Source organism: Arthrobacter sp. zg-Y1116 (assembly GCF_024385485.1).
Classification (GTDB): domain Bacteria; phylum Actinomycetota; class Actinomycetes; order Actinomycetales; family Micrococcaceae; genus Arthrobacter_B.
The window spans coordinates 32,644-57,942 of sequence record NZ_JANFLR010000006.1 but is presented as its reverse complement, the minus strand read 5'-3'; the positions used below and the strand labels follow the sequence as shown (position 1 = coordinate 57,942).

General features: G+C 67.2%; 27 protein-coding genes and 1 tRNA gene. 5 read left to right on the top strand and 23 right to left on the bottom strand.

Annotated elements, in window-relative coordinates; all coding sequences use genetic code 11:
* Positions 1 to 9: 9 nt before the first annotated feature.
* Complete coding sequence (locus NNX34_RS15865; protein ID WP_255767497.1) at positions 10 to 1,155, bottom strand: PLP-dependent aspartate aminotransferase family protein; 1,146 nt, start codon at positions 1,153 to 1,155, stop codon at positions 10 to 12.
* Positions 1,156 to 1,265: 110 nt separating this feature from the next.
* Between NNX34_RS15865 and tmk the strand changes: the two genes are divergently transcribed.
* The 5 genes from tmk to NNX34_RS15840 all read left to right on the top strand — a co-directional run bounded on the left by tmk (position 1,266) and on the right by NNX34_RS15840 (position 5,471).
* Positions 1,266 to 1,913 carry a dTMP kinase gene (tmk, locus tag NNX34_RS15860; protein WP_255767496.1) on the top strand — a complete coding sequence of 216 codons (648 nt, stop codon included), beginning with the start codon at positions 1,266 to 1,268 and terminating at the stop codon, positions 1,911 to 1,913.
* A complete protein-coding gene (locus NNX34_RS15855) occupies positions 1,910 to 3,052 on the top strand; it encodes a DNA polymerase III subunit delta' (protein ID WP_255767495.1) in 1,143 nt (380 codons plus the stop codon). Before tmk ends, NNX34_RS15855 begins: the two co-directional genes overlap by 4 nt.
* Positions 3,053 to 3,119: 67 nt before the next feature.
* Complete coding sequence (locus tag NNX34_RS15850; RefSeq protein ID WP_255767494.1) at positions 3,120 to 4,685, top strand: alpha/beta hydrolase; 1,566 nt, start codon at positions 3,120 to 3,122, stop codon at positions 4,683 to 4,685.
* 143 nt (positions 4,686 to 4,828) lie between these two features.
* A tRNA-Thr gene (locus tag NNX34_RS15845) sits at positions 4,829 to 4,901 on the top strand.
* 198 nt (positions 4,902 to 5,099) lie between these two features.
* Entirely contained in the window at positions 5,100 to 5,471 is a 372-nt protein-coding gene (locus NNX34_RS15840; RefSeq protein WP_255767493.1) for a hypothetical protein, read from the top strand.
* 202 nt (positions 5,472 to 5,673) lie between these two features.
* Here NNX34_RS15840 and NNX34_RS15835 read toward each other — a convergent pair whose 3' ends face one another.
* From NNX34_RS15835 to fliF, 22 genes are all read right to left on the bottom strand, one after another.
* Positions 5,674 to 5,940 (bottom strand): carbon storage regulator, encoded by a 267-nt coding sequence (locus tag NNX34_RS15835; protein ID WP_255767492.1) that lies wholly within the window; start codon positions 5,938 to 5,940, stop codon positions 5,674 to 5,676.
* Positions 5,941 to 6,016: 76 nt separating this feature from the next.
* Complete coding sequence (locus tag NNX34_RS15830; protein ID WP_255767491.1) at positions 6,017 to 7,066, bottom strand: hypothetical protein; 1,050 nt, start codon at positions 7,064 to 7,066, stop codon at positions 6,017 to 6,019.
* Positions 7,047 to 9,104: a flagellar biosynthesis protein FlhA gene (locus NNX34_RS15825; protein WP_255767490.1), complete on the bottom strand. Its 2,058-nt coding sequence runs from the start codon at positions 9,102 to 9,104 to the stop codon at positions 7,047 to 7,049. The genes NNX34_RS15830 and NNX34_RS15825 overlap by 20 nt, the downstream gene beginning before the upstream one ends.
* Complete coding sequence (locus NNX34_RS15820) at positions 9,101 to 10,228, bottom strand: flagellar biosynthesis protein FlhB (protein ID WP_255767489.1); 1,128 nt, start codon at positions 10,226 to 10,228, stop codon at positions 9,101 to 9,103. The genes NNX34_RS15825 and NNX34_RS15820 overlap by 4 nt, the downstream gene beginning before the upstream one ends.
* Positions 10,229 to 10,987, bottom strand: a complete 759-nt coding sequence (locus NNX34_RS15815; RefSeq protein ID WP_255767488.1) for a flagellar biosynthetic protein FliR — start codon at positions 10,985 to 10,987, stop codon at positions 10,229 to 10,231. It abuts the gene before it with no gap.
* Entirely contained in the window at positions 10,988 to 11,263 is a 276-nt protein-coding gene (fliQ, locus tag NNX34_RS15810; RefSeq protein ID WP_255767487.1) for a flagellar biosynthesis protein FliQ, read from the bottom strand. It lies immediately after the preceding gene.
* Positions 11,263 to 12,114 (bottom strand): flagellar type III secretion system pore protein FliP, encoded by an 852-nt coding sequence (gene fliP, locus NNX34_RS15805; RefSeq protein ID WP_370647092.1) that lies wholly within the window; start codon positions 12,112 to 12,114, stop codon positions 11,263 to 11,265. Before fliP ends, fliQ begins: the two co-directional genes overlap by 1 nt.
* Complete coding sequence (gene fliO, locus NNX34_RS15800; RefSeq protein WP_255767486.1) at positions 12,111 to 12,620, bottom strand: flagellar biosynthetic protein FliO; 510 nt, start codon at positions 12,618 to 12,620, stop codon at positions 12,111 to 12,113. Before fliO ends, fliP begins: the two co-directional genes overlap by 4 nt.
* Positions 12,620 to 13,321 (bottom strand): flagellar motor switch protein FliN, encoded by a 702-nt coding sequence (gene fliN / locus NNX34_RS15795; protein ID WP_255767485.1) that lies wholly within the window; start codon positions 13,319 to 13,321, stop codon positions 12,620 to 12,622. The genes fliO and fliN overlap by 1 nt, the downstream gene beginning before the upstream one ends.
* A 3-nt stretch (positions 13,322 to 13,324) precedes the next feature.
* Entirely contained in the window at positions 13,325 to 14,194 is an 870-nt protein-coding gene (locus NNX34_RS15790) for a flagellar motor switch protein FliM (protein ID WP_255767484.1), read from the bottom strand.
* Between the two features lie 74 nt (positions 14,195 to 14,268).
* Positions 14,269 to 15,081, bottom strand: a complete 813-nt coding sequence (locus NNX34_RS15785) for a flagellar motor protein MotB (protein WP_255767483.1) — start codon at positions 15,079 to 15,081, stop codon at positions 14,269 to 14,271.
* Complete coding sequence (locus NNX34_RS15780; protein ID WP_255767482.1) at positions 15,078 to 15,890, bottom strand: motility protein A; 813 nt, start codon at positions 15,888 to 15,890, stop codon at positions 15,078 to 15,080. Before NNX34_RS15780 ends, NNX34_RS15785 begins: the two co-directional genes overlap by 4 nt.
* Entirely contained in the window at positions 15,890 to 16,195 is a 306-nt protein-coding gene (locus tag NNX34_RS15775; RefSeq protein ID WP_227923849.1) for a flagellar FlbD family protein, read from the bottom strand. The genes NNX34_RS15780 and NNX34_RS15775 overlap by 1 nt, the downstream gene beginning before the upstream one ends.
* Before the next feature lie 174 nt (positions 16,196 to 16,369).
* Positions 16,370 to 17,536: a flagellar hook protein FlgE gene (locus NNX34_RS15770; RefSeq protein WP_255767481.1), complete on the bottom strand. Its 1,167-nt coding sequence runs from the start codon at positions 17,534 to 17,536 to the stop codon at positions 16,370 to 16,372.
* Between the two features lie 40 nt (positions 17,537 to 17,576).
* Positions 17,577 to 18,038 (bottom strand): flagellar hook assembly protein FlgD, encoded by a 462-nt coding sequence (locus NNX34_RS15765; RefSeq protein ID WP_255767480.1) that lies wholly within the window; start codon positions 18,036 to 18,038, stop codon positions 17,577 to 17,579.
* Positions 18,039 to 18,051: 13 nt separating this feature from the next.
* On the bottom strand, positions 18,052 to 19,584 hold the full coding sequence (locus NNX34_RS15760) for a flagellar hook-length control protein FliK (protein WP_255767479.1): 1,533 nt from the start codon (positions 19,582 to 19,584) through the stop codon (positions 18,052 to 18,054).
* Positions 19,581 to 20,252 carry a C40 family peptidase gene (locus NNX34_RS15755; protein ID WP_255767477.1) on the bottom strand — a complete coding sequence of 224 codons (672 nt, stop codon included), beginning with the start codon at positions 20,250 to 20,252 and terminating at the stop codon, positions 19,581 to 19,583. Before NNX34_RS15755 ends, NNX34_RS15760 begins: the two co-directional genes overlap by 4 nt.
* Positions 20,252 to 20,683, bottom strand: coding sequence for a flagellar FliJ family protein (locus NNX34_RS15750; RefSeq protein WP_255767475.1), 432 nt, complete (start codon positions 20,681 to 20,683; stop codon positions 20,252 to 20,254). The genes NNX34_RS15755 and NNX34_RS15750 overlap by 1 nt, the downstream gene beginning before the upstream one ends.
* Entirely contained in the window at positions 20,683 to 22,014 is a 1,332-nt protein-coding gene (locus NNX34_RS15745) for a FliI/YscN family ATPase (RefSeq protein ID WP_255767474.1), read from the bottom strand. The genes NNX34_RS15750 and NNX34_RS15745 overlap by 1 nt, the downstream gene beginning before the upstream one ends.
* On the bottom strand, positions 22,011 to 22,622 hold the full coding sequence (locus NNX34_RS15740; RefSeq protein WP_255767473.1) for a FliH/SctL family protein: 612 nt from the start codon (positions 22,620 to 22,622) through the stop codon (positions 22,011 to 22,013). Before NNX34_RS15740 ends, NNX34_RS15745 begins: the two co-directional genes overlap by 4 nt.
* A complete protein-coding gene (gene fliG / locus NNX34_RS15735) occupies positions 22,612 to 23,715 on the bottom strand; it encodes a flagellar motor switch protein FliG (protein WP_255767472.1) in 1,104 nt (367 codons plus the stop codon). Before fliG ends, NNX34_RS15740 begins: the two co-directional genes overlap by 11 nt.
* The gene (fliF, locus tag NNX34_RS15730) at positions 23,712 to 25,295 is read right to left on the bottom strand and encodes a flagellar basal-body MS-ring/collar protein FliF (protein WP_308219757.1); all 1,584 of its coding nucleotides are present in this window, start codon (positions 25,293 to 25,295) and stop codon (positions 23,712 to 23,714) included. The genes fliG and fliF overlap by 4 nt, the downstream gene beginning before the upstream one ends.
* Between the last annotated feature and the right edge of the window lie 4 nt (positions 25,296 to 25,299).

Below are 25,299 nucleotides of genomic sequence, written 5' to 3'. Positions count from 1 at the left end.
AGCGCTAGCCTACCGTGTAAGTGCCCGCTCTAGGTCCCTCCAGAGGTCGTCAACATTCTCGATGCCGACGGAAAGCCGCAGCAGCCCCTCCGGAACGGTGTGCGGCTCCCCGGGCTGGCGGCGCCGCCGTTCGATCAGCGACTCCACGCCGCCGAGCGAGGTGGCCGGCAGCCACAGTTCCACGGCTTCGGCGACCTTCTCCGCCGCAGCGGCTCCGCCGGCAACTTCGATGCACAGGACGGATCCAAAGCCCGACATCTGCGCGGCGGCACGGCGGTGCCCCGGGTCCCCGGGCAGGCCCGGATAACGCACGTTTTCCACCTGCGGAAGTGCCTGCAGCCGACGGGCAAGTTCCATGGCGGTGGCCTGCGAGCGCTCCATCCGCAGAGCCAGTGTGCGTAGGCCGCGCAGCGCCAGCCACACTTCGAACGGACCGGCCACTGCTCCGTGCAGCGAGCGGTACCGGAGCAGGCGGTCCCGCAGATCGGGGTCGGATGTCACGGCCGCCCCCAGGACGACGTCGGAGTGTCCGGCCAGGTATTTCGTCACCGAGTGGACGACGACGTCGGCGCCCAGTTCCAGGGGCCGCGTCACCAGCGGCGTGGAGAACGTGTTGTCCGCTACCACCAGCGCACCGGCAGCGTGCGCTGCCTCGGCCAGGGCCGCGATGTCGGCAACCTCCAGCATGGGATTAGTGGGGCTCTCCACCCAGAGCAGCGAAGCGCCGTCGAGCTGCGTTATGACGTCCTGTGTTTCGGCAATATCCACTGTGCGCACGGAAAACCGGCCGTTCGCTGCCTCCTCCGCTGCCAGCAGCAATGATCCCTGGTAGCTGTGCCGCGGCATCACCACCACACCGCCGGCGGGAACCAGGGACAGGGCAGCCATCACGGACGCCAGCCCGGAGCCGAAGACCAATGCGGGAAGGTCAGCGCCTTCGAGCTCGGCGAGCGCCTGCTCGAAGGGATCCCAGGTGGGGTTGGAGTACCGGCCGTAGCCGCGCTCCCCCGGAACGGGCGTACCCGAGCCGAAGTAGGTGGAGGACAGCACGATGGGCGGATTCACCGGGGCATCGTGCTCACGGGGAGGGCGGCCCGCGGAGACAACGAGGGTATCGGGGGAAACGGCGTGCCCATGCGGCGGAATGTGGCTCATAAGGAACAGCCTAGACCGCCGGACGGACCGGCCGGCCGCTGCCGGCGGACGGTGTCCGTGACCGTTCGCCCGCCGCACGGGCTCCCAGCCGGACTAGGTAGGCTAGGCGGGTGAGCAATTCTAATCTCCCCGAAACCCGCGGCCTGTTCATTGCCATGGAGGGCGGAGACGGTGCCGGGAAATCCACCCAGGCGCAGCGGCTGGCCGCCGCACTGCAGGAGACCGGCCGTACGGTCCTGCGCACCCGTGAACCAGGCGGCACCCCCGTAGGCGAGCAGCTGCGCGCGCTGGTGCTCGAACACGGCAACGGCGACATCGACGCACGTACCGAGGCGCTGATCTTCGCCGCCTCCCGTGCCGCACACGTCCAACAGGTCATCGAGCCGGCCCTCGCCGCCGGAACCGTGGTGGTCTGCGACCGCTATGTCGACAGTTCCATTGCGTACCAGGGTGCCGGCCGGCAGCTCGGCACGGACGCTGTCCGAACACTGAATGACTGGGCCACCGGAGGCTTGGAGCCGGACCTCACCGTCCTGCTCGACGTCGATCCTGAACGCGGCCGGGACCGCCGCACCGCCGGCGACGCCGCCGAGGACCGGCTCGAGTCCGAACCGGATGCCTTCCACCTGCAGATCCGCCTGGCGTTCCTTGAGGCCGCACAGGCAGCTCCCGGCAGATACCTGGTGCTCGACGCCGGCCGTCCGGTGGATGAACTGGCCGAAACCATCCTGCGGCGCGTGGAAAAGCTGCTGCCGTGAGCGTGTGGGATGACCTGCAGGGGCAGGATCCGGTAGTGGCCCAGTTGCGCCGCGGTGCCGCGGACGCCCGTCCCAACCATGCCTGGCTGTTCACCGGTCCGCCCGGTTCCGGCCGTTCCAATGCCGCCCGTGCTTTTGCTGCCGCACTGGTCTGCGAACAGCAGGACCCGGCGCTTCGGGGCTGCGGGGAGTGCAAGGCCTGCCGGACCGTGCTGGCCGGCTCGCACGCCGACGTCGCCTCCGTCACCACGGAGAAGGTCACCATCAGCATCGATGAAGCCCGCGAACTGGTCCGGAAGGCCCAGGACAAGCCGTCCACCGGCCGCTGGCGCGTCATCATCGTGGAGGACGCCGACCGGATGCAGGAGCGCAGCACCAACGTGCTGCTCAAAGCCATTGAAGAGCCGCCGCCGCGGACCATCTGGCTGCTCTGCGCCCCGAGCCCCGGCGATGTCCTCGTCACTATCCGGTCCAGGTGCCGTCCGGTGGGGCTGCGGCTGCCGCCGGTTGAGGATGTAGCGGAACTGTTGATCCGGCGGGACAGCATCGACCCGGACGTGGCCCTCAATGCTGCGAGGGCCGCGCAGAGCCACATCGGCGTCGCCAAGCGCCTGGCCACCGACGAAGGCGCACGGCAGCGCCGCGAGAGCATCGTGCGGCTGCCCCTGTCGCTGCGCAATGTCTCCGGAGCCATGAAGGCCGCGGCGGACCTCGTGGCCCTGGCCGAAGCGGAAGCCACCAGTTCCTTTGAACAGCGGGACGCCGCCGAGAAGGAAGCACTGCTCGCCTCCCTGGGCGCACCCGCCACCGGAACCCTGCCGCCGTCGCTGCGCAGCCAGGTGAAACGGCTCGAAGAAGACCAGGTGCGCCGTGCCAAGCGGTCCAAGAACGACTATTTCGACCGGGCGCTGACTGACCTGCTCTCCTTTTACCGCGACGTGCTGATGATCCAGCTGGGCAGTGCCGGCCCCCTCGTGAACGAGGGACTCCGCCGGGAGCTGGACGAGTTTGCCGCGTACGGCTCTCCGGAACAGACCCTGATGCGCATGGAGGAGATCAACACCGTGCGCCGCCGCCTGGTGACCACGAATGTGGCACCGTTGCTGGCCATCGAAGCGATGGCCCTGAGCCTGCTGTAATGTCCAGTTATCCACCGCCTTCCGCCAGCCCGGCTGGTCCGCGCACCTAGCCGCTCCAGGAGTAAGAATGACCACCGCCACTGCCCGCCGCCGTTTCCCCCGGCTGGCCGCCGCCGCCGCCTCGGTGGTGCTGCTGGCGGCCTCCACCGCCTGCACCACGGACTCCGAACCGGGCGCAGAAGGCAGCGGCGGCGGGGACTCCTCCACCACCGCCCCGGCAGACGTGATTGGCGACGTGCCCGAGGACCTGCAGGAGTTCTACAGCCAGGACGTCACCTGGTCCGAGTGCGAAGAGAAGTTCCGCTGCGCCACCATTACGGTCCCGATGAATTACGCAGACCCGGACGCCGGGACGGTGGAATTGTCAGCCATCCTGGCCGATGCCGACGGGGAGGCCAAGGGCACCATCCTCATCAACCCGGGCGGTCCGGGCGGATCCGGTTACGACGTGGTACTCCAGTCGCTGGAAAACGTCACCAGCGACCGGCTGCGGGAGAACTTCAACATCCTCGGATTCGACCCGCGCGGCGTCGGCCGCTCCACCCCGGTGAAGTGCCTGAGCGACAAGGAAATGGATGAGGCCCGCGCCGAGTACATCGACGCGAGCACACCCGAAGGGCTCACCGCCTCGCGGTTGAGCGCGAAGGAATTCGCCGATGCGTGTGCAGAAGAGACCGGCGAGCTGCTTGGGTTTGTCGACACGGCCAGCGCTGCCCGCGACATGGACATCCTCCGGGCCATAGCCGGGGACGAGAAGCTGAACTACCTCGGCTTCTCCTACGGCACCTACCTCGGCGCCACCTATGCCGAACTGTTCCCAGACAAGACGGGGCGGCTGGTGCTCGACGGCGCCCTGGACCCCGCCTCCACCAACGAGGAAATCACCCTCGGCCAGGCCGCGGCGTTCGAAAAGGCCATCCGCGCCTACGTCGAGGACTGCGTGACCGGCAGCAACTGCCCGCTTGAAGGCAGTGCCGACGAAGGCATCGCAACAATCCGGGAGCTGCTGGCCTCCGTCGAGGCGAGTCCGATGACGGCAGCCGACGGGCGGGTTGTCACCATCTCCACCTTTGTCAGCGGCTTCATTCTCCCGCTGTACGACGACGGCAACTGGCCGGTGCTTTCGCAGGCCCTGGAGACTGCCCTGGACGGCGACCCGACCTACATGCTCCGCCTGGCCGACATCAGTGCCGACCGTGCGGAAGACGGCACGTACCGGTCCAACAGCACCGTGGCATTCAACGCGGTCAACTGCCTGGACTATCCCATGACCGCCGATGATGCGCAGATGGCCGCCGACGCCCTGGAACTTAAAGCGGCGTCCCCCACCATCGGCAAGTACCTGGCCTACGGCGGGGTCACCTGCGAGGCGTGGCCGCACGGACCGGTGAATGAACCGCACCCCATTGAGGCTGCCGGTGCGGCGGACCTCCTGGTGATTGGAACCACCGGGGATCCCGCCACCCCCTATGAATGGTCCCAGGCGCTCGCTGCACAGCTCGAATCCGCGGTACTGGTCACGTGGGAGGGCGAAGGACATACGGCGTACGGACGCGGCAGCCAGTGCATCGAAGACACGGTGGACGACTACTTCGTGGACGGAACGGTGCCGCAGGACAACGTGGTCTGCTGATCCCGGGGGCCGGGGCGGACCCTGCGGGACCTTGCCGCCGGCCACCGAACGGCTCGGTCATGCGCGGCCATTTTGACCCGCACCGCCGGGACGTATAAAGTAGTTCCTTGTGGATTCTGCCCGGCAACGGACAGCTGAAGCCCGCCTCCTTAGCTCAGTTGGTAGAGCGTCTCACTCGTAATGAGAAGGTCGCCAGTTCGATTCTGGCAGGAGGCTCAGTACCACCCAGAAAGCCCCCGGCATCTTGTGCCGGGGGCTTTCTGCTTTCCTGTCCACGGCAACGACGCGGCGGTCCCGCTGGAGGTCTTCAACAGCAGCGAAGCGGATCAAGTTGTGGAAACGCTGCGCAGAAATTCCGGTTTCCTTGCGGATGGCTTTAGGGTTTCCTGTCGGCCTGCGCCCTATCCTCGGGACATGAAACCGCAACGGCAGGACGCCGGCGGGACGAGGGGGATAACCATGGACGGAGCATCGACGGGGCTCACTACCCGCCGCTACACGCTTGTTCAGCGCGAGAACTTCATTTCCCCGCTCTGTGCCGAGTGCAACCGCCGCATGATCCCGAACTGGGTGGAGGACCGGGGCCGGTGGATCATCAACGGCTTCCGTTACCCGGGCGTCCGGTGCAGCACCCACGAACGCCGCGTCCTTCCCGAGTATTTCGGGCTTTCCCAGCACGTCCCCGCCCCGAACGCGCGGCGGGACACCGCAACGTCTGCCCGGAGCTCCAAAGCCGGCAGCCGGTTCCTGGGGTTGGGTGCCAAACGCGCACAGCGCAGCACCTAGCCGCCGGTCCCTTGATACGCCCGGCCGTCCCCGGGCAACAGACCGGGAACCCTCGTCGTTTTCCCCAAGAAACGGCGGGGGTTTCTGCTGTCCGGTGTACCGGGAACACCCGGCAGAAGAGGGCCTGGAACAGTCCGGCTCAGCGGACAAGGGGCAACCGGGCAACCGAGCAACCGAGGCGTAACAGGCTAAGGCCACCCGGTCAGGAAGCGGGTTTGTCGCTTTCCGGGGGCAGCATCCGGCCGGCCAGCAACGCCTTGATGCGGTCTTCCGCATCCGGCAGGGCGGCGGCGCTGGCGGCCACATTGGCCTCTTCCACGGCGCGCAGCACCTCGTGGCGCTGGATCTTGACCCCGCGGGGGGCATCGATGCCGATGCGTAGGCCGTCACCGCGTGAATCCAAAACGGTAATGACAATGTCATCCCCGATCAGGATCTGCTCCCCGGACTTGCGTGTTAGCACCAGCATCCGCCCACTCTACCCCAAGCCGGGGCCGTTCCCGCCGAAGCTGAGGATCGCTTCAGCCCGGCGGGTTACCCGGGGCTCAGAGCACCGGCGTCGGCGAGGGTCCGCCGTCGAGCCACCCGATGGGCAGGCCAAGCGCGTTCACGGACTGCGGCGTGCCGGTGGTGTCAATGCCTTCGACGGCGGCGGCGTCCACCACTGCTGCGGACCGCACCGCCCCGACCCAGGCTGCGGTGTCTTCCGGTTTCCGGCCGGCGTCGACCACCACCCAGATTTGATCGGCGGCCAATGCGGAGATCAACGTGGAATGCCGGGCCATTTCGGTACCTGACCGCCCCAGCCCGTAGGCCAGGAAGATGCTGTGTCCGGCCATAACGCCGGCGGCACGTGCGGTTGCCACCGCACGCCGGTCCGCGGCCCGGCCGACGCCGTCGGTCTCCAGCACGCCGGCCACGCGGACGGCTGCTGCACCCGTGCCGGAGAAGTCGGCCATGGAGCGGCACACCTCCAGCGCGTCGTCGCCCAGGCCGACCACCATCACCAGGTCACCGGCTCCGGCGAGCGGAGCAGGCGCCATCGGCACGGCATTGCGCTGGACCGGCTCCGTGCCTTGGTTGATCCGGCCGGAACCCGCCTGGCTGAGCGGAACGTGGTTCACGGCGTTGGGCGGCTGCATGGCCTCCAGCCCGGGAGTGAACGCGGCCGCGGCCTGGCTCTGCACGGGGGTGCCCGTGCTTGCCGCGAGGGTATCCATAAGTTCGGCGAACGCATGGGACCCCGTGGATACGGACGGAGCGGGCTGCGGGGGCGGATCCATCGGTACAACCGGGATGACCGCGGCCGCCGGGTGCAGCGTGGATTCGGCCCGCTCTGCCTCTTCCAGCAGTGCGGATATGCCCGCCCGCCCGGAGTCGGTTCGGCTGGGCAGGTCCGGTTCCACCGGTGCCCGACGCCGGCCGCTGGGCGGCAGCTCCACCGTCACCTCGTAATGCTGGCGGGACAGGAATCCGCCGATCCCGCCCACGGTGACCTTTTCCGCCGCAATTATCCGGGCCCGCGGGCCGTGTTCGGCCAGCACCTGGGCTTTTAGCGCGTCAAGCGACGCCCCCTCAAGCTGAAATCGTCTCACTTCCACGCACCACCCCTACAGTCTCGATACCGACATTACCCGCTGTGGCTTCCTGGTAGGACAGTACCGGCAGGCCGCCGGTCTGTGCCGAGACCAGCCGCCGGATGGCCGGGCGCAGGGCCGGGGCACAGACCAGCACCGCATTGAACCCGGCGTTCTCGGCGCCCGCCACGGCAGCTTTCAGCGACGCCAGCACGGCATCAACCCGGGCAGGGTCCAGCAGGATCTGGCTGCCCTGCTCCGAGGGGCGCAGCGCTTCGAGCATGGACTGCTCCAGCGCCGGATCGATCATGATCACCCGCAGGACTCCGTCGGCGATGTACTGCGCGGCCAGCGCCGGCCCCAGTGCCGTCCGTGCCGTCTCGATGAGCCCCTCCGGGTCCGCGGAAACCTTGGCCCGCAGCAGCAGGGACTCGTAGATCCTCGGCAGGTCGTTGATGGGGATCTGCTCGGCCAGCAGACCCTGGAGCACCCGCTGCACTTCGGCAAGGGACATCACATTGGGGATCAGTTCCTCGACGGCTGACGGGTTGACCAGCTTGACCCCCTCGGTCAGCACCCGGACGTCTTCGCGGGTGAGCAGCCGGGCAGCGTTGGCGGTGATGACCGCGGAAAGGTGCGTGACCAGCACCGACACGCGGTCGATCACGGTTGCCCCGGACATCTCTGCCGCGTGCTGCATTTCCGCCGGAACCCACTTCCCGGCCAAGCCGAACACGGGTTCCACGGTGGCAGTGCCCGGCAAACCCTCCAGATAGTCCCCCAGGGCCAGGATCTTGCCCGCAGGGGCGTCCCCGCGGCCGGCTTCCACGCCTGCGATCCGGATGACGTAGGTGGACATTGGCAGGTCGACACTGTCGCGCGTGCGGACCGGAGGCACCACAATGCCCAGCTCCATGGCGATCTTGCGGCGCAGTGCCCGAACCCGTGCCAGGAGATCGTCGGACCCGCCGGTGACAATGTCCACCAGATCCGGTGCCAGCATGATTTCCAGCGCATGGACACGCATCTGTTCAATCAGGTCCTCCGTGGTCTCGGAGGTGGCGGGCGCGTCCAGCGCCGCCTGCGCGGAATCCTTCTCGGCCTGATCGGTGGTTTCCTTTCCCTTGATTTTCCAGGAAATGAAAATCAGCAGGGCACCGATGGCGATGAAATAGAGCTTCGGCATGCCCGGAATCAGGGCCATCACGATGGCCGCGGCGCCGGCAATCATCAGGGCGTTCCGGGACTGGCCCAGCTGCGCGCCGGCCGTGGTTCCCATGTCCGCCTCGGCATTGGACCGGGTGACGATCATGCCGGTGGAAACGGCCATCAGCAGGGCAGGGATCTGGGTGACCAGTCCGTCGCCGATGGTCAGGAGGCTGTAGGTGCTCACCGCTTCGCCGGCCGACATGCTGCGCTGGATCATTCCGATCGCGATGCCGCCGATGAGGTTGATGATGATGATGATCAACCCGGCGATAGCGTCGCCCTTGACGAACTTCGACGCGCCGTCCATCGCACCGTAGAAGTCCGCTTCCGCGGAAACCTCCGCCCGGCGTTCCCGGGCCTGGGTGTCGGTGATCAGGCCGGCGTTGAGGTCTGCGTCAATGGCCATCTGCTTGCCCGGCATGGCGTCCAGGGTGAAGCGGGCTCCCACTTCGGCCACGCGTTCGGCACCCTTGGTGACCACCACGAACTGGATGACCACCAGGATCAGGAAGATCACGGCGCCGATGATCAGCGAACCGCCCACGGCAACGTGCCCGAACGCTTCGATCACCTGCCCGGCGTACCCCTCCCCCAGCACCAGTCGGGTGGAGGCCACGTTCAGGCCCAGCCGGAACAGGGTGGCGACAAGGAGCAGGGACGGGAACACTGAGAAGTCCAGCGGCTTCCGTACGAACATGGTGGTCAGCAGGATCACCAGTGCCAGCAGGATGTTGATGATGATCAGCACGTCCAGCAGTTCGGCGGGGATGGGTACCACCAGCAGCAGGATGATGCCGATGACCCCGACGGGGACGGCGAGTTTCAGGAGGTTGCGGTTGCGGTTCACGACGCGGCCTTACGGTGTTGTGGGGTGGTTCCGGGTTCGGGCGGTGCGGCTGCCATGGTGTGCATGCCCCGGGCGGCGCCGCGCCGCTTCAGGGCCATAACGAAGGCGAGGACCCGGGCCACGGCGTTGTACAGTTCCACGGGAATTTCGGCGTTCAGTTCGCAGGCGCTGTGCAGGGCTCGGGCCAGCGGAATGTCGGAGACCATGGGGACGCCCTGCTTTTCGGCCTCTTCACGGATCCGGGTGGCAATGTTGTCCGCACCCTTCGCTACGACCCGCGGCGCGGACTTGCCCGGCTCGTATTTCAGGGCGACGGCCACGTGGGTGGGATTCACGAGCACGACGTCGGCATCCGCCACGGCGGCGATCATCCGGTTCCGGCTCATGGCCAGCTGTCTGGACCGGCGCTGCGACTTGATCAACGGATCGCCGTCGCTGTTCTTGTTTTCGTCTTTGACTTCCTTCTTGGTCATGCGGGTTCGTTTGCGGTTGCGCTTCATAACCACGAAGATGTCCGCCGCAGCGAGGATCAGGCCCGCGGCGACGGCTGCCTGCAGCAGTAACGCGGTACCGCCTCCCGCAGCTTCCAGGACGGCGGAGATCGGCAGGCCTCCGGCCGACATCAGCACCGGCATCAGTTGCTGGATCACCGCGTACAGGACCAGTCCCACCACGGCGGTCTTGAGCAGGGATTTCACGCCGTTCCACAGGGCCTGGGTGCCGAAGACGCGTTTGACGCCAGCGAACAGGTTGAACTGCTCGAACTTGCCCTTGAACTTCTTCACGTGGATACCGCCCTGGACGGCGGCGGTGAGCAGGACCGCAGCGGCAACTACGCCCAGCAGCGGGCCGAGGATAAAGGCCAGGGTGCCCAGGCCCTCGTTCATCTGGATCAGGGCGAACTCGGGATCGGGGTTCGCGATGGTGGTGGCGACGCCGGCCAGGATCTCGCCGGCCGCTTCGGTGCCCCGGGAGATGGTCAATGGCATCATCAGGGCGGCCGTGCCGACGCCGACCCATGCGGTGAGGTCCTCGGACCGGGAAAGCTGGCCCTTGGAACGGACCTCTTTCATCCGTTTGTCGGTGGCCTGCTCGGTCCGCTCCCCTGAGGGCTGTTCCGGCATCTATCCCACCCCCGTCAGCGCGCGCTCGATAGTGGAGACCAGCCCGGAGACGATGCGGGGCAGTGCCAGGAAGACAACTGAGGCCAGGGACAACGTCAGCAGGATCTTCAGGGGGAAGCCGAGGGCGAAGGCGTTCAGGGCCGGGGCCACGCGGGTGAGTAGGCCCAGGCCTGCGTCGGCCAGGAACAGGACCACCAGCAGCGGTCCGGCAATCTGCACCGACGCCAGGAACATCTGCGATACCGCGGCCGTCAGGGCGGACACCGGCGAGGACAGGTCCAGTCCCCCGGTCAGCGGCAGCGCGGTGAAACTGCGCAGCAGCCCGCCGATGATCAGCTGGTAGCCGTCCGAGGCGAAGAGCAGCGCCAGGGCGGTGATCTGGAAGATGCGTGTGAACTGGGCGCCGTTGACCATGGACTGCGGATCGAAGGCCTGCGCCAGCTGGAAACCGCCGAAGGTATCGATCAGGTTGCCGGCGGACTGCACGGCGGAGAAAACCACCATCACGAGGAACCCCAGCACAAACCCCACCAGCAGCTCCATCACGATGGCCATGAAGAACGCCCCGGTGCTCAGGGCGTTGTACCCCTCGCTTACCTGCGGGGCGATGGCCAGCCCCAGGCCGAGCCCGAGCATGGCTTTGATCCGCGCCGGGAACGCGTTGTAGGAGAACGGGGGTGCGATGACCAGGAAGGCCACCATCCGTACCGAGGCCAGCAGGAACGCCTCGATCCAGTCCTGGTCAAGGGTGATGTTCATCTAGCCGCCGCCGAGCAGGGACGGGATCCTCTGGAACATCTCGTGGGTGAAGGACACGATTTCCGAAATCATCCAGTGTCCGCACACGAGCAGGGCGAGGGCCACGGCAAGGGCCTTGGGCACGAACGAAAGCGTGACTTCCTGGATCTGGGTGATGGACTGCAGCAGCGAGATGCCGAACCCGACGACGAGCGCGGTGATCAGCACCGGGGCCGACAGCTTGGCCGCAACCCAGAGTCCCTGCATGGCGATGTCCAGGACCGCGTTTGTATCCACTAGGTGCCGCCCTGGTAACTGTTGACCAAGGACGTAATGATCAGTCCCCAGCCGTCAACGAGGATGAACAGCAGGATCTTGAACGGCAGCGAGATCATCACCGGCGGGAGCATCATCATGCCCATGGACATCAGTGCTGCGGACACCACCAGGTCGATGACGAGGAACGGCACGAAGATCACGAACCCGATGATGAACGCCGCCCGCAGCTCCGAGATCATGAACGCCGGGATCAGGGTGGTCAGCGGAACGGACTCGGGGCTTTCGGGGTTCTCCTGCCCGGCCGCGCGGGTCATCAGTGCGATGTCCTCTTCCCGGGTGTGGGCGAGCATGAACTGCTGCAGCGGCCCGGACCCGGTGTCGAGGGCGGCATCGAAGTTGAGCTCGCCGTTGAGGTAGGGCTGCACGGCGATCGTGTTAATTTCGCTGATGACGGGCGCCATGATGAAAAGCGAGAGGAACAGTGCCAGCCCGGCCAGGACCTGGTTGGGCGGGATTGAAGGCAGCGACAGGGCGTTGCGGGTCATGGCCAGCACCACGAAGATCTTCGTGAAGGAGCTGAGCATCAGCAGCAATGACGGCGCCACCGAAAGCAGGGTGATGCCGATGAGTGTGGTCACGGCCGTGGAGGGCCCGCCGTCCTGGCCGTTGATATCGATGCTCAGCCCGCCGCCGTCGTCCGGCTCCGTGGGAGCGCTGGGGTCGGTAGGCGCAACGGGCGCGGCGGGATCGAAAGTGGTGGCGTGCCCTGCTGCGGCCCCGAGCAGGAGCAGGGCGGCCACGGCGAAGAACAGGGCAGCGGCCAGGGTAAGCGCGTGCCGTGCCCTGCGCACGTCGACGGCGGCGCTCACCGTTTACGTCCCCGGCCCAGGGCCGCGCCGGCCTGGCGCCAGGTTTCGGGGGCCAGGATGGATCCGGCCAGCGCCGATTTGGCGGGCACCGGGTGTGCGGAGGGAAGGGCATGTGCCCCTCGCGCGGCGCGGCGCGGGGGCAGGACGGAGTAGGGGTCGGCGGCATGGCCGCCCTCCGGAGAGGACCCGGAGGACTGTTGGGCGGCTTCCAGCGACGCGGCAAATCCGGTTGCGGGCACCTGTTCGGATTCCGGGGGAACCTCTGTGGTGTGCAGCAGGTTTACCGAACCTTCAGCCACCCCGAGCAGGAGTCGCTGTCCGTCGGTTTCCACCACTACCAGGGAGGCCTTGGGGCTCAGCGGCTGGCGGCTGACCACGCGCACGGCGGGCTGGTTCGCACCGGCAGAACCGAGGGTGCGGCTAAAGCGGCGCTGCAGGAACCACAGGAGTCCGAGCACGGCGCCCAGTGAAACCAGGACACGGAGTCCCAGAAACAGGGTTTCCACTAATTGAGCCCCTCGACCACGTCCAGGATTTTGGTGATCCGCACGGCGTAATCCTGGTCAATAACCACAACTTCGCCGTTGGCGATGAGCCGGCCGTTCAGCAGGATGTCCGCGGGGGCACCGGCGGACCGGTCCAGCTCCACCACCCGGCCGGGTTCGAGGTTCAGGACGTCGCGGACGGACATGCGGGTGTGCCCGATTTCCACGGTCAGCGCCATCTCGATGTTGTTGATGCGGCCCATCTTGCCGACGATCGAGGGGTCGTTGTGGCCGCCGGGGGTGCCGGGGGTGTCCCGCAGGCGGATGGCGAACCACCCGGCGGTGCCCTCAGGGGAGCGCAGTTCGAAGACGACGCTGTCCGGATCGGCAAAGAGTGCGGCGGCATCCTCGGTGCGGGCTTCGCCGAGCACGCCGACGCCCAGGGTGGCACTCGCTGCTTCGAGCGAGGGACGCAGTACGTCCGCGGCCGAAACGAGCGCGGAGTCGGTGCCGGCGACATCGGCCAGCGGCGAGGAACTGTCCAGGACCAGGGCCAGGTCCGCCGATTCGGTGCCCACGAAGGAAGCGGTGACCGCCGTCGCGGTGTGCGACGCCGGTACTCCTGCCCCGTTGTGCGGGATCGGTTCCAGGACAAGGGGGGTGGGCAGGCCGCGCACCAGGGCGGAAACGGCGTCGGCGTGCAGGCTGTGGGGGCTGGACATAGGTTACTTCTCCTCGATACTGACGATGCTGCCGGCAAGGCGTGACCCGCTGGCTCCTACTGCTGCCTGGGCCAGCGTCTGTCCGTCAACGGTGACGTTCAGCGGGCGGTGGCGGGGGTGGCCCAGATTCAGGACGTCCCCTACGGCAAGGTTCAAGACCATGGCGGGCTTCACCGTGATGGGTTCCAGCTGCAGGCACACCTTCACGGGCACGTGTGCAAGCTGCAGCTGGACAAGTTCGGCCGGCGTGGCGTTGCTGGACTGGGCGCCCAGCGGGTCCAGCTGCGGCAGCAGGGCCGCGGCCGGGATGGCCACGGTGGCGGGAGCGGTGGTTTCACCGACCACCATCTCGAAAGTGGCCACGATCATCGGGTCGCCGGAGGCCGCCGCCTGGGCGAACTGCGAGTTGTACTGGACCGAGGACAGCGTCAGCGGGGCCGAGAGCAGGTGGCCGAGGGAGTAGTGCAGGTCCTCCACGGCGTCGTCCATGATCTTGCCCAGCAGTGCCTGCTCGATATGCGTGAACTTGCGCTCCGGCGCGGTCTGGAAACCGGTGCCGCCGAGCATGTGTCCCACCCAGGACAGTGCTGCGGCCATGGGGAACTGGATGACGGCCTTGGCGGAGGTCGTGGAGATGTTGAAAAGCACCATGCCGGTGTTGTCCGGCAGCGCGGCGGCGTACTCGTCGTAGCTCAGCACCTGGACGTCTTCCGAGGTGACCTGCGACAGCACCCGCACCTTGGCGGTCAGCTGCGTGCCCCACTGGCGGGCGAAGGTATCAAAGGCCATTTCCAGGACACGCGCATGCTCACGGGCCAGCGTAGTGGGCCTGCTGAAGTCATAGACCTCTACGGGCTTTGCTTTCGCGGGCATGCTTAAGGAAGGTGAATCTTGGACCATCACACCCCGCACTATCGGCACTTGGAACGGCTGCGTAAGAAAAGCCGCTAGGTGCCTGCAGCGGTTTCACGCTCGGCCACGATTTGGGGGATGAGGGAGCGGACGTCTTCGCTTTGTCCGGACAGGACCACGATGTCCACCCGCCGGTTCTGGGCGAGTTCAGCGGCGTCCCTGCCGGGGGTCAGCGGGCGGGACTCGCCGTAACCCACTGCCTTCATATGGTCCTGCTTCACTCCCCCGCCGGAGACGAGGTAGCGCAGCACGTTCACCGAACGGGACGAGGACAGTTCCCAGTCCAACGCGTCGTCGGCGTACTGGCGGACCTGGGCTGTGTGGCCTTCCACCGAAACCTGGTAGGTGGTCGGCGCGAGTGCGGGACCTACGGTGTCCAGCACCTGGACGGCCTCGTCGGTGAGGTCGGCCAGGTCCGGGGCGAAGAACATTTCCGAGCTGACCAGCCGGATGGTCAGGCCCCGCTCATCCATTTCGAAGCGCACGGCGTCTTCCATGCCCTTTTCCTGCAGTCCCGCGTAAATTGCGTCCTGGAGCGCCGTGAGATCGTCGACTTCCTTGGCGGCCAGGGCGGCGTCGGGTTCAACGGTCTCTTCGCTGTCCACCTTGTCCGGCGGCACGATGATGCCGACGGCGGTGTCCACCGTGTTGCTCTCCTCGGCGCCGAAACCGGTGGCCAGGGACTCCTTGAGCTGTTCGAACTTCTTCGCGTCCACAGTGGACATGGCGAACAGGACAATGAACATGCACATCAGCACGGTGACCATGTCCATGTAGGAGGCCATCCAGCGTTCGTCCGGGTGATCGTCCTCCTCGTGCTGTTTCGGACGCCGGCCCTTGGCGCTCACGCTGCGTCCTGGACCTTGTCCGCGGCATCGGACTTGTCTGCCTTGTCCGCCTTGCCGCCCAACACGTGGGCCGGGACCATCGCGCGCAGCCGTTCCCCGAGCAGGCGCGGCTGGCTGCCGGCCTGCAGGGCCAGGACACCTTCCATCAGGAGGTTCATTTCATCCGCTTCGAGCTCCGCCAGCCGTTTCAACCGGGTGCTGATGGGCAGCCAGATGAAGTTGGCCGAAAGCAGCCCCCAGAGTGTGGCCACAAAGGCAGTGGCGATCATGGGCCCCAGGTGGTCCGGCGTGGAGAGGTTCTCCAGGACGTGGGTCAGCGAAACAACGGTGCCGATGATGCCGATGGTGGGACCATAACCGCCCAGGCTGTTGAAGAACTTCACCGCAATCTTGTCGGTGGCGGTCTTGGTGGCGATTTCGTCTTCGAGCAGCATGCGCAGCTCCTCGCCGTCGGTGCCGTCGGCGATGTTCTGCAGGGCCGTGCGCAGGAAGGGATCTTCGACCTCCGCGGCGTCCTGCTCAAGGGACAGGAGGCCTTCGCTGCGGGCCTTTTCCGCCAGCAGGACCACTCGGTCAATGGTCTCCTGCGGCCGGGGGGTCTTGCCCATGAAGGCCCGGGGCAGGGACTTGAAGGACAGGACGAAGTCCTTGAAGGTTCCTCCCGCAAGGCCCACGGCAATGGTGGCGCCGAATACGAGGATCATCGGCGCCGGCAGCAGGAGCGCGGACACATGGGCACCTTCGAGGGTGATCATGGCATAAAGCGACCCGAAGGCGAGGACTAAGCCGATAATTGTTGCTGGATCCATTAGTCGTTCCTAGGGCGAAGGGGCACTGCATTGCTGGGGGGAGCTTTCTCCGGGGCTGCCGGAAAAGCGTCGGGCACGAGCCCAAGGGGACGCCCGGGAACGCGGGGAGGGATGTCGCGTGCCATGGAAATCACCTGCGCCCGGTAGGCCGCAATGCGGTCGATAACTTCCTGCAGGCTCTCCGTCACGATGTATTTCGCGCCGTCGACCATCACCAGGGTGGTGTCCGGGTTGGAGTGGATCCGCTCGATCAGGTCAGGGTTGATCGCGAACTGAGCATCGTTGAGACGCGTTAGAACAATCATTGCCCCGTCCTGGCTGGTTCCACAGGACTCCGATAGGCCCTCACCCCTACTTTCGGCCGTTACGGCCCCGTCGTTAGGAAGGTCCGGTACCGGACGTTGCATCCCAGGGGTGCAGGACGGCAAAACGGCCCCGCCGGCAGCTGCCGCAGGCGGGGCCGTTCGGTTCAGCGAAGGCTAGCGCTTCAGGTTGGTAAGTTCCTGCAGCACTTCATCCGAGGTGGTGATGATTCGGGCGTTGGCCTGGAAGCCGCGCTGGGCGACGATCAGGTTGGTGAACTCCTGGGACAGGTCCACATTGGACATTTCCAGCATGCCGCTGCCGATGCCGCCTGCACCGGCCTCGCCGGGACCGGCGATGACGGGGTTGCCGGAGTTCACCGTAGCGGTGAAGCTCGAGTTGCCGGTCTTCTCCAGGCCGGCCGAATTGGTGAAGGTGGCCACGGCGATGCGGGCAAGGGCCTGCTTTGCACCGTTGGTGAAGGAACCGATCACCGTGCCGTCCTTGCCGATGGAGAAGGACTCCAGCGTGCCCGCACTGCGGCCGTTGCTGGTGACCGAGGCCGTGCTGACACCGGCGTAGCTGGAGAGCCCGGTGAGGTTCACGGCCACGCCGCCAACGGTGATGGTGTCGGCGTTGGCGTCGGCCTGGGCGCCGTCGGCAAAGGTCAGGTCCACGGCTGTCGCGTCCTTCCCGCTAACGCTCCAGCCGCCCGCGGTACGCGTGAACGTCAGGGGAACCGTTGAGGGGTTGCCGTTGGCATCGTAGACGTCCATGTCGCGTACAACCGTGCCGCCGACCGGGGTCTCCGAGGGCAGGTTGCCGGTCATGGTGGCTTCGCTGGTGGCCGCGGCCGGGACGATGGCGCCGTCGGGCAGGACAATGTTGCCCACTGCACCGCCGGTGTTCAGGGTGCCGTCCGCGTTGGCAGTCCAGCCCTGGACAATGCCGCCGTCCGTCGAGACCAGGCGGCCCTCGCCGTCCACGTTGAACGCACCGGCGCGGGTATAGGTGGAGGTGGTGCCCTGGCGGGTGATGAAGTAACCCTCGCCGTTGATCATCAGGTCCTCGGCCCGGCCGGTGGCCTGCGCCGAACCCTGCGTGAAGTTGGTGGTGATGCCGGAAACCAGGACGCCGAGGCCCACCTGTGCCGGGTTGCCGCCGCCGTTGTTGGCGCCGGGCGCGGTGGCGCCCTGGGTCAGCTGGGACAGGGTGTCCTGGAACTGGACGGCGGTGGCCTTGTAGCCCGTGGTGTTGACGTTGGCGATGTTGTTGCCGGTGACGTCGAGCATGGTCTGGTGCGAGCGGAGTCCGGAGATACCGGAGTAAAGGGAGCGAAGCATTGGTGGCGCCTTTCAGCTTTGGTGGTGCCGGGAGGGAGGGTTATGCGGTTGCTGCGGGTGCTTTGGGTGCGTCGGGGGTTTGATCTGCTGCCCCGTCGACGACGCCGGAGATTCGGTCCAGCAGGACGTCCTCGCCGTTGATGTTGACGGTCGGGACGCCGGCGGCGTAGGAGACCGATTTGGCGGTTCCGGTGACGGCGACGCCGTCGTCGTTGGTATAGGTGACGGTCTGGCCGATGAGCGCAGCGGCGGCGATACGCATCTGCAGGGAGAAATTCTCTTCGTCCATCTTCGCCATGGCGGTGAGCTGTTCCATGGATGCCAGCTCGGTGGTCTGCGAGATCATCTGGTTCGTGTCCATGGGCGAGCTGGGGTCCTGGTTGCGCAGCTGGGTGACCAGCAGGTGCATAAAGACCTCGCTGTCCATGGTTTGCTTGGGCTCTCGAACTGCGGTTCCGCCGGCGGTAATGCCGCCTGCAGCCGCTACTCCTTCTACGGGCACGTGGTCTCCTCTTCTAGGCCAGGAAGTCGATGGTTGATGCCGACGCGGGGAATCCCGGCCGGTAAGTGCGTGGGGCCGGGTCCGCCGGCATCCGCTCGGGATCGGGCGGGGCCTGCGTTGCAGAACCCGGTTCCGTTCCGTGCCCGCGGCGTTCAGCGCCCTCGCCCGGGGCGTCCTGGGCGGAGAGGGAAAGGTTGGCGTTCATTCCCGAGCCGGCAAGGTCCCGGCGCAGGTCCGTCATGAGGGTGCGCAGCGCTTCGCGGCCGGCCTCGGACGGAGCGAAGAGCTCAATCCGGACGCCTTCTGCACCCACATGGGCCCTGACGGTGACCGGTCCGAGGTTGTCCGGGGTGATACTCAGCGTCATCACGTGCTCCCCCTGCGCGGCCGTTGCGAGGGAAAACAGCGGCTGGGACACCTGCGGCAGCAGCGGGGTGGCAACGGGCGCGGCCGCCGGTGCCGTCGGCATGACGGCCGCTCCGGAGACAGCCGCCTGGGGCTGCAGCGGGGACGGCGTGATAACCGGCCCGACAGCCGGGGCTTCTGCTGCGCCCGCGGGAACCGGTGCGGCGGAAGCTGCAGTATCGGCAGTTCCGGCGGTTCCGGCGGCGGGCATTAAGGCGGCGAAGGCCAGGGGCGCCTCGTTTCCGGCGCCTGCACCGGAGACCGGCACGGAGCCGGGAACCACTGCACTGTTTGCTGCCCCGGCCGGCGCGTTCGACGCCGGTGCGGCGCCGCCGGTTGCCGGGAGTCCTGCCACCGGTGCGGCGGCATCTGCTTGAACGGTACCTGCGGTGACGGCGTTCGCCGGCGTGGCTGCGGTGGCGGCTGTGGCTGCGGTGGCGGCTGTGGCTGCGGTGCCCGGCAAGGGACTTCCTCCGGTCACCACGTTGGCCGCAGCAAAGGCGGTGACGGCATTCGCCTTCGGGGTACCGGCGTCTGCCGTGTTCCGCGGAACTGCCGTTGCTGCTGCCCCGGTGGTGACGACGGCGGCGGCGCCGGCAGTAGCCGCGGCCATGAAACCGCCCGGGGTGGAGGGGGCGGCCGTGGCTGCCGCACCCGATGTGGCTCCTCCGGCAGGAACGCCGTCAACAGCGTCGGAATCGCTGGACCCGGCACTGGTCGAGGCTGCTGCCGGCAGGGAGTTACCCGCAAAACCGGCAAAAGCCGTTGCCGGAGCGGAAACCTGGGGCTGCACCGATGATCCGGACGCGGGCATTACGGACGCAGGCTGCAACGGGGAAACCGCGGCGCCCTCGTCGGCGACGGGCGCGTCGGCAAAATCTGCAGGGGCTGTCGCGGCAGCGTGTCGGCCAGCCTTTTGCTCCGGCGCGGCAGCAGCTTTTCCGGCGTCGCGGCCAGCGTCGCGGCCGGCGTCACGGCCGGCGTCACGGCCGGATGCCGCCCGGTTCGAGGCGGCAAGGGCATCCTCAAACGTGGACCCGAACTGGTCCGCACCTACGCCGGCGGAGGCGGACCCCGGGACAGCGGTCCGGAGGGAAGCAGCGGGGGCGGCCGTGCGCGGCATGCCTGCGGAGACGCTCATGCTGCCGTTCCCATCATGGCCGCCTGCGCAGCGCGGGCGGAAGCCACCAGGTCGGAGAGACCCGCGGCACCGGCAGCGCCGGCACTACCGGCGGCACCGGCGGATTCCGTCGGCAGGATGCGGCGGATAGTGGTCAGGTTGGCGTCGGTTTCCCATGCATCGCGGATGGCAATGGTCTGGCCGGGCTGCGGCGCGTCCACTGCCTTTCCGTTGCCCAGGTAGATGGCAACGTGTCCGCCGTCGTGGCTGAAGAGCAGGTCCCCGGGCTGTGCATCGGCCATGGAAGCGACCTCGGTCCCCGAGTTCATCTGGTCCCAGGTGACTCGCGGAAGGGTGAAGCCGAGATCCTTGTAGACGTTCTGCACGAAGGAAGAACAATCCAGACCCTGCGCTGGATCGTTGCCGCCCCAGATGTAGGGCAGGCCAAGGTATTTCTGGACGGCGTCGAGCACCTTGCCGTCCGCTGCCGCGCCGCCGGAGGTGCCGGTGTCCGTTCCCGCCGACGCCGCAGAAGTCAGCGCGGACAGAGTGGAAGCGAACTCCGCATCCGACCCGGCCGCCGTGGCCGTGGTAGTGACGGCAGCCGCCTTTGCGGCTGCTGTTCCGGAGAGCTGGCTCAGCGTGCTTCGGATTTCGTCGATCCGCCCCAGGGCGTCCGTCATGCTCATTAGTTGGCTTCCTTCTGCCGGCGGTGCCAGGCGGAGCCGGCGAGTTCGTCCAGGATGGTTTGTTCGGTGCGCAGGTCCTCGGCGGCTTCTGCCTCGGCGAACTTGCCTTCAAGCTTTTCCAGGCCCACGGAGCGGGCGCGTGCGGAGGAAAATTCGGCGCGTGCCGTTTCCACTTCCGCGGCATGGCGCGTGTCCAGCGCGTTCAGATCGGCGAGCATGCTGCGCGAGGAGGCCCGGGCCGCCGCAATCGCGTTCATGGTTGCCGCATCCACCGCCTCGCTGTGGGAGCTTTCGAGGGAGTTGTAGGCCTCTGCACGGGCTTCGCGGATTTCCCGCATGCGGACGTTGGCCGCCGCGAGTTCGCCTGCGGCACGGTCCTGCTGCAGCTGGCGCAGGCGCAGCAGGCCGGCGAGGGGGAAGGCACGGGACATCAGGACACCCCCAGCATCCGGGTGAGATTGTGCAGCTGCGCCCAGGCGGTCTCCGCCGGCGTCTGTTCATCCATGCGCTGCTGCAGGAAGGCGTTGATGGCGTCCTGGTTGTCCACTGCCGCGTCCACCAGGGGATTGGATCCGCGTTGGTAGGCGCCGACGTCGAGCAGATCCTGCGCAGCCTTCCGCGCAGCCATTACCCGGCGCAGCGTTGACGCGGCATCGCTGCGTTCCCGCGGGTTTACGCGGGAGGCAACGCGGGAAATGGAAGCCAGGGCGTCAATTGACGGGAAGTGCCCGGAGACGGCCAGCTTGCGGTCCAGGACCACGTGTCCGTCGAGGATGGAGCGGGCGCTGTCGGCAATGGGCTCGTTGTGGTCGTCGCCGTCCACGAGCACGGTGTACATGCCGGTGACGGAACCCCGTTCGCCCGTACCGGCGCGTTCGAGCAGCTGCGCGAGCAGGGAGAAGGTGGAAGGCGGATAGCCGCGGGTGGCCGGCGGTTCGCCTACGGATAGCCCGATTTCACGCTGGGCCATGGCCACGCGGGTCAGGGAATCCATCATCAGCATGACGTCGGCACCCTGATCGCGGAAGGATTCGGCAATCCGGGTGGCCACAAACGCGGCGCGCAGGCGCATGAGCGCAGGTTCGTCCGACGTCGAGACCACCACGATGGACCGTGCCAGGCCCTCGGCGCCCAGGTCGTCTTCGAGGAACTCGCGGACTTCACGGCCGCGCTCCCCTACCAGGGCAATCACGGACACTTCCGCGTCCGTGCCGCGGGCAATCATGGACAGCAGCGAGGACTTGCCGACGCCGGAGCCGGCGAACAGGCCCATACGCTGGCCGCGCCCCACAGTGGTGAGGGTGTCCATCGCCCGGACGCCGAGCTGCAGCGGGGTATTGATCCGGGTGCGCAGCATGGCGGACGGGGTTTCGTGGTCCAGCGGTACAAAGGCCTCGACCTGCAGCGGACCCTTGCCGTCGATGGGGCGGCCCAGGCCGTCCAGCACCCGGCCGAACAGCCCGGTGCCGGTGGGGACCAGCAGCGGTGTGCCCTTGGAGCGTGCCGGAGTTCCGGCGGTCAGGCCGGTGAGCCGGCCGAAGGGCATGCAGCGGATGCCGTCACGGGTGGCTGCCACCACTTCGGCGTCCACCTCGGACCCGGGGTGCCCGATTGACACCAGCTCGCCTACACCGCAGTCGAGGCCGGCAATTTCAATGCTCAGCCCCAGGACGGAGGACACCCGGCCAATGCGCTGCGGGGCGGCGGAGCGCAGGGCTGCCGTAAAACGGTCGGCGCGGGGGCGCCACGTGGTGACGGTCATGAGTCCTCCCCCAGCAGTGCCGCGCGGACACGCTCGACGGCGGAACTCAGCGAGGCGTCCAGGTAGCCGTCCGGGAACTCGGTGACGGCGTCTCCCCGCCGCAGGCCGGCGTCGCCCACGAACTCCACCCGTGCGCGGCGGAGCGTGTCTTCATCCAGGGATGCGAGGTCCACCGGATGCATGCGGACGCGCTGCACCAGGTCTGTGTCCACGCCTTCCAGGGCACGGGCCAGCGCTGCGCGGGCGGACGTCTCGCCGGAAGCGAGTTCCCGGCCCAGCAGTGCTTCGGCCAGGTCGATTGCTGCGGCGGCCAGGGCGTCCTGGACGTCGGTGATCAGGGCGACGGTGCGGCCTTCGAGGCTGAAGACAGCGGAGTTAAGGGCGGAAAGGCTCCGGTTGATGCGTTCCTGTCCCCGGCGCATTTCGTCGTCGTACTGCTCCCGCAGGGTGCGGCGCAGCAGGTCGGTGTCCGCTGCGGCGGCCCGCAGGCCGGCGGCGTAACCGGCGGCATGGCCGCGGGCTTCCACCTGCGCGTTGAGCTGTGCTTCGTCCGTGGCGCCGAGGGAGGTGTAGATCAGGCGGGAGAACGTCTGCTCGTCAGTAGACATATTCTTCCTCGTCCGCATGATGCACCTCGATGATGCCCTGGGCTTCCATTTCGCGGATGGCCCGGACAATGTTGGCGCGTGCTTCTTCCACCTGCGAGAGGCGGGCGGGACCGGAAACCTTGATTTCGTCGTCGAGCAGTTCGCGGTTGCGCTCGGAGACGTTGGTGCGGATGGCGTCCAGCACCGCCTCGGAAGCACCCTTCATGGCCAGGGCCAGGGTGCCCACATCGATGCCGCGCAGCACCAGCTGCACGTCCCGGCGTTCGAGCTTGACCAGGTCGGCGAAGGTAAGCATCCGGGAGCGGACTTCTTCCGCCAGCTCCGGATCGCGTTCCTCGAGCGCCTCGAGCAGCGCGCGTTCGGTGACTGCGTCGGAGCGGTTGATGATTTCCACCAGCGGCTGCACGCCGCCGATGGCATCGGTGGCCTCGCGGGCGGCGCCCAGCGCCGAGGCACGTGCCCGCAGCGTTTCGGCGACCACGCGCACGGCTTCCGGGGTAGCGCGGGCCATGGTTGCAATGGCCTGCGCGACGTCGGTGCGCAGCTCCGCGCTCAGGCCGGTCAGCACGGCTGAGGCGCGCTGGGGACGCATATGCGCCAGGACCAGCGCAATGGTCTGCGGCAGCTCGCCGTCCAGCAGGGAAATCACCTGGTTGGGCTCAGCGGTTTCGAGGAATTCGAAGGACTTGCCCGCCATCGAGGAGGCCAGTCGTTCCATCACGCCGGAGGCACGCTCGACACCGAAGGACGCTTCAAGCAGTCCCATGGCGACGTCGCGGCCGCCGTGGGCGCGGCGGCGGCCCTCAATGGTCATCTCGTAGAACTCGTTGATGGCTTCCTCGGCCACGGAAGAGTCCACCCGGCGAAGCCGGACAATCTCCGCCGCGATGGCCTGCGCCTCGGCCTCGGTGAACTGCTGCATAACCACCGCGGCCCGGGAGGTTTCCAGCTGCATCAAAATGATGGCAGCCTTCTGGGTGCCGGTCAGCTCGCCGGATCCCGCATCCGTCCGGGCGCCGCTCAGGGCAAGGGCGGACCCGTTCGAGGCGGCGGCAAAGGGCAGTCCGGCCGGGGCAGTGGCAAGGTCGGTCATGCTCGGGTGTCCTCCATGAGGTTGCGCAGGTAGTCAGCGGTGCGAACCGGGTCCTGTGCTGCCAAGGCGTCGAGTTCGGCCCGCTTGCGGTCCTGGTCCACGGCAGCAGCCACAATCTGCATGGAGGCCGTGTCCGTGGAAACGAGCGGGGCGGGTTCGCTCAGCATGGTGAGGCCTGCGGCCGGTGCCAGCGGATCCAGCTCCGGCAGTTCTCCAATGTCGATGGCTTCGCGGTTCTGCCGGCGGGAGCGCATGGCGTAGGCGACCAGGGCCAGGATGACCACCAGGACGATGCCGGCCACGATGATTCCCATCTGGAGCATCTGTGCCCGGCGTTCGGCTTCTTCTTCTGCCTGTGCCTCGGCCAGGGCATCCCGCGCGCTGGTGGCGCCGTCTGCGTTGAAGGAGACCATTTCGACCGTGATCTCGTCACCGCGCTCGGCGTTGATACCGGCGGCGGTGGCGACCAGGGCTTCCAGGTCTGCCACGTTCAATCCGGCGGCCGCATTGGTATTCAGTGCCACGGAGATTGTCTGGCGGTTCAGGGAACCGGCCGGGATGTCCCGGGTTTCGGTCACCTTGTTCACCGCGTTGTTCTTGGTGCTCGTTTCGGAGCGGAAGGCGCCGTCGTCGTTACCTCCGTTGGGCACCGCGATGTTGTCCGGACCCAGGATGCCCGCGGCGCTGCCGTTGGCACCGCCGGTGTATTCCTCGGTGCTGGTGGCTTCGTTCAGGGCCGGGGTGTCCTGCGGCGCGGTGAAGGATTCCTCCACCCGGTTGGCGGACTCGTAGTTCATGTCGGCTGCCACGGCTACGGTGGCGTTGCCGGGACCCACTACGCGGTCCAGCATGGTCTGCACGGAAGCGGTGACCCGCTCCTCGTAATCGGTGGCCTGCTTGTCGGCCGAACCGACAGTGCCGGTGCCGACGGCGGAAAGCACGGTGCCGGTGGCATCGATAACAGCGACGTCGGTGGACTGCATACCGTCAACCGAAGCTGAGGTCAGGTGCACAATGGCGGAGACCTGGTCCGAGCTGAGCGTGGTCCCGTTCTGCGTTTCCACGAATACGGATGCGGTGGGATCGGCTTTTTTGGAAACGAACACCGTGTCTTCGGGGATGGCCAGCTGCACGGAGGCGTTCTTCACGCCGTCGATGGCACCTACGGTCTTGGCGATCTCGCCTTCCAGGGCCCGCTTGTAGGTTACGGACTGCTGGAATTCCGAGGAGGTGACTCCCATTTCGTCCAGCAGCGAGTAGCCGCCGCTGGATTCGGACGGCAGGCCGGCACCTGCGGCCTTGAGCCGCTGGTCGTACACGAATTCCTCCGGCACCATGATGGTGCCGCCGCCGTTGGCAACCTCGTAGGGAACGCCGTCGGTCTTGAGCTGTTCCACGATGCTGTTGGCATCCGTGGCTTCGAGGCCGGAGAACAGCGGGGTGTACGCCGGCTTGGTCAGCCAGGAGGCAAGCAGCGCAATGCCCAGGGCCACCACGGCAATACCGATAATGGCGATGGTCTTCTGCGCCAGGGTGAACTGGCCTACCGTCTTGCCCAGCCGGCCGGTCATCGCGCTCATGGGT

Coding starts and splice junctions, on each gene's coding strand:
- NNX34_RS15750 (WP_255767475.1), bottom strand. CDS start 20,683: ATGTCCCGTGCCTTCCCCCTCGCCGGCCTGCTGCGCCTGCGCCAGCTG.
- NNX34_RS15790 (WP_255767484.1), bottom strand. CDS start 14,194: ATGCCCGCGAAAGCAAAGCCCGTAGAGGTCTATGACTTCAGCAGGCCC.
- fliG (WP_255767472.1), bottom strand. CDS start 23,715: ATGACCGACCTTGCCACTGCCCCGGCCGGACTGCCCTTTGCCGCCGCC.
- NNX34_RS15840 (WP_255767493.1), top strand. CDS start 5,100: ATGAAACCGCAACGGCAGGACGCCGGCGGGACGAGGGGGATAACCATG.
- NNX34_RS15740 (WP_255767473.1), bottom strand. CDS start 22,622: ATGTCTACTGACGAGCAGACGTTCTCCCGCCTGATCTACACCTCCCTC.
- fliF (WP_308219757.1), bottom strand. CDS start 25,295: ATGAGCGCGATGACCGGCCGGCTGGGCAAGACGGTAGGCCAGTTCACC.
- NNX34_RS15745 (WP_255767474.1), bottom strand. CDS start 22,014: ATGACCGTCACCACGTGGCGCCCCCGCGCCGACCGTTTTACGGCAGCC.
- NNX34_RS15835 (WP_255767492.1), bottom strand. CDS start 5,940: ATGCTGGTGCTAACACGCAAGTCCGGGGAGCAGATCCTGATCGGGGAT.
- NNX34_RS15850 (WP_255767494.1), top strand. CDS start 3,120: ATGACCACCGCCACTGCCCGCCGCCGTTTCCCCCGGCTGGCCGCCGCC.
- NNX34_RS15820 (WP_255767489.1), bottom strand. CDS start 10,228: ATGCCGGAACAGCCCTCAGGGGAGCGGACCGAGCAGGCCACCGACAAA.
- NNX34_RS15770 (WP_255767481.1), bottom strand. CDS start 17,536: ATGCTTCGCTCCCTTTACTCCGGTATCTCCGGACTCCGCTCGCACCAG.
- NNX34_RS15780 (WP_255767482.1), bottom strand. CDS start 15,890: ATGGATCCAGCAACAATTATCGGCTTAGTCCTCGCCTTCGGGTCGCTT.
- NNX34_RS15760 (WP_255767479.1), bottom strand. CDS start 19,584: ATGAGCGTCTCCGCAGGCATGCCGCGCACGGCCGCCCCCGCTGCTTCC.
- NNX34_RS15755 (WP_255767477.1), bottom strand. CDS start 20,252: ATGAGCATGACGGACGCCCTGGGGCGGATCGACGAAATCCGAAGCACG.
- NNX34_RS15775 (WP_227923849.1), bottom strand. CDS start 16,195: ATGATTGTTCTAACGCGTCTCAACGATGCTCAGTTCGCGATCAACCCT.
- NNX34_RS15865 (WP_255767497.1), bottom strand. CDS start 1,155: ATGAGCCACATTCCGCCGCATGGGCACGCCGTTTCCCCCGATACCCTC.
- fliN (WP_255767485.1), bottom strand. CDS start 13,321: ATGTCCAGCCCCCACAGCCTGCACGCCGACGCCGTTTCCGCCCTGGTG.
- NNX34_RS15815 (WP_255767488.1), bottom strand. CDS start 10,987: ATGAACATCACCCTTGACCAGGACTGGATCGAGGCGTTCCTGCTGGCC.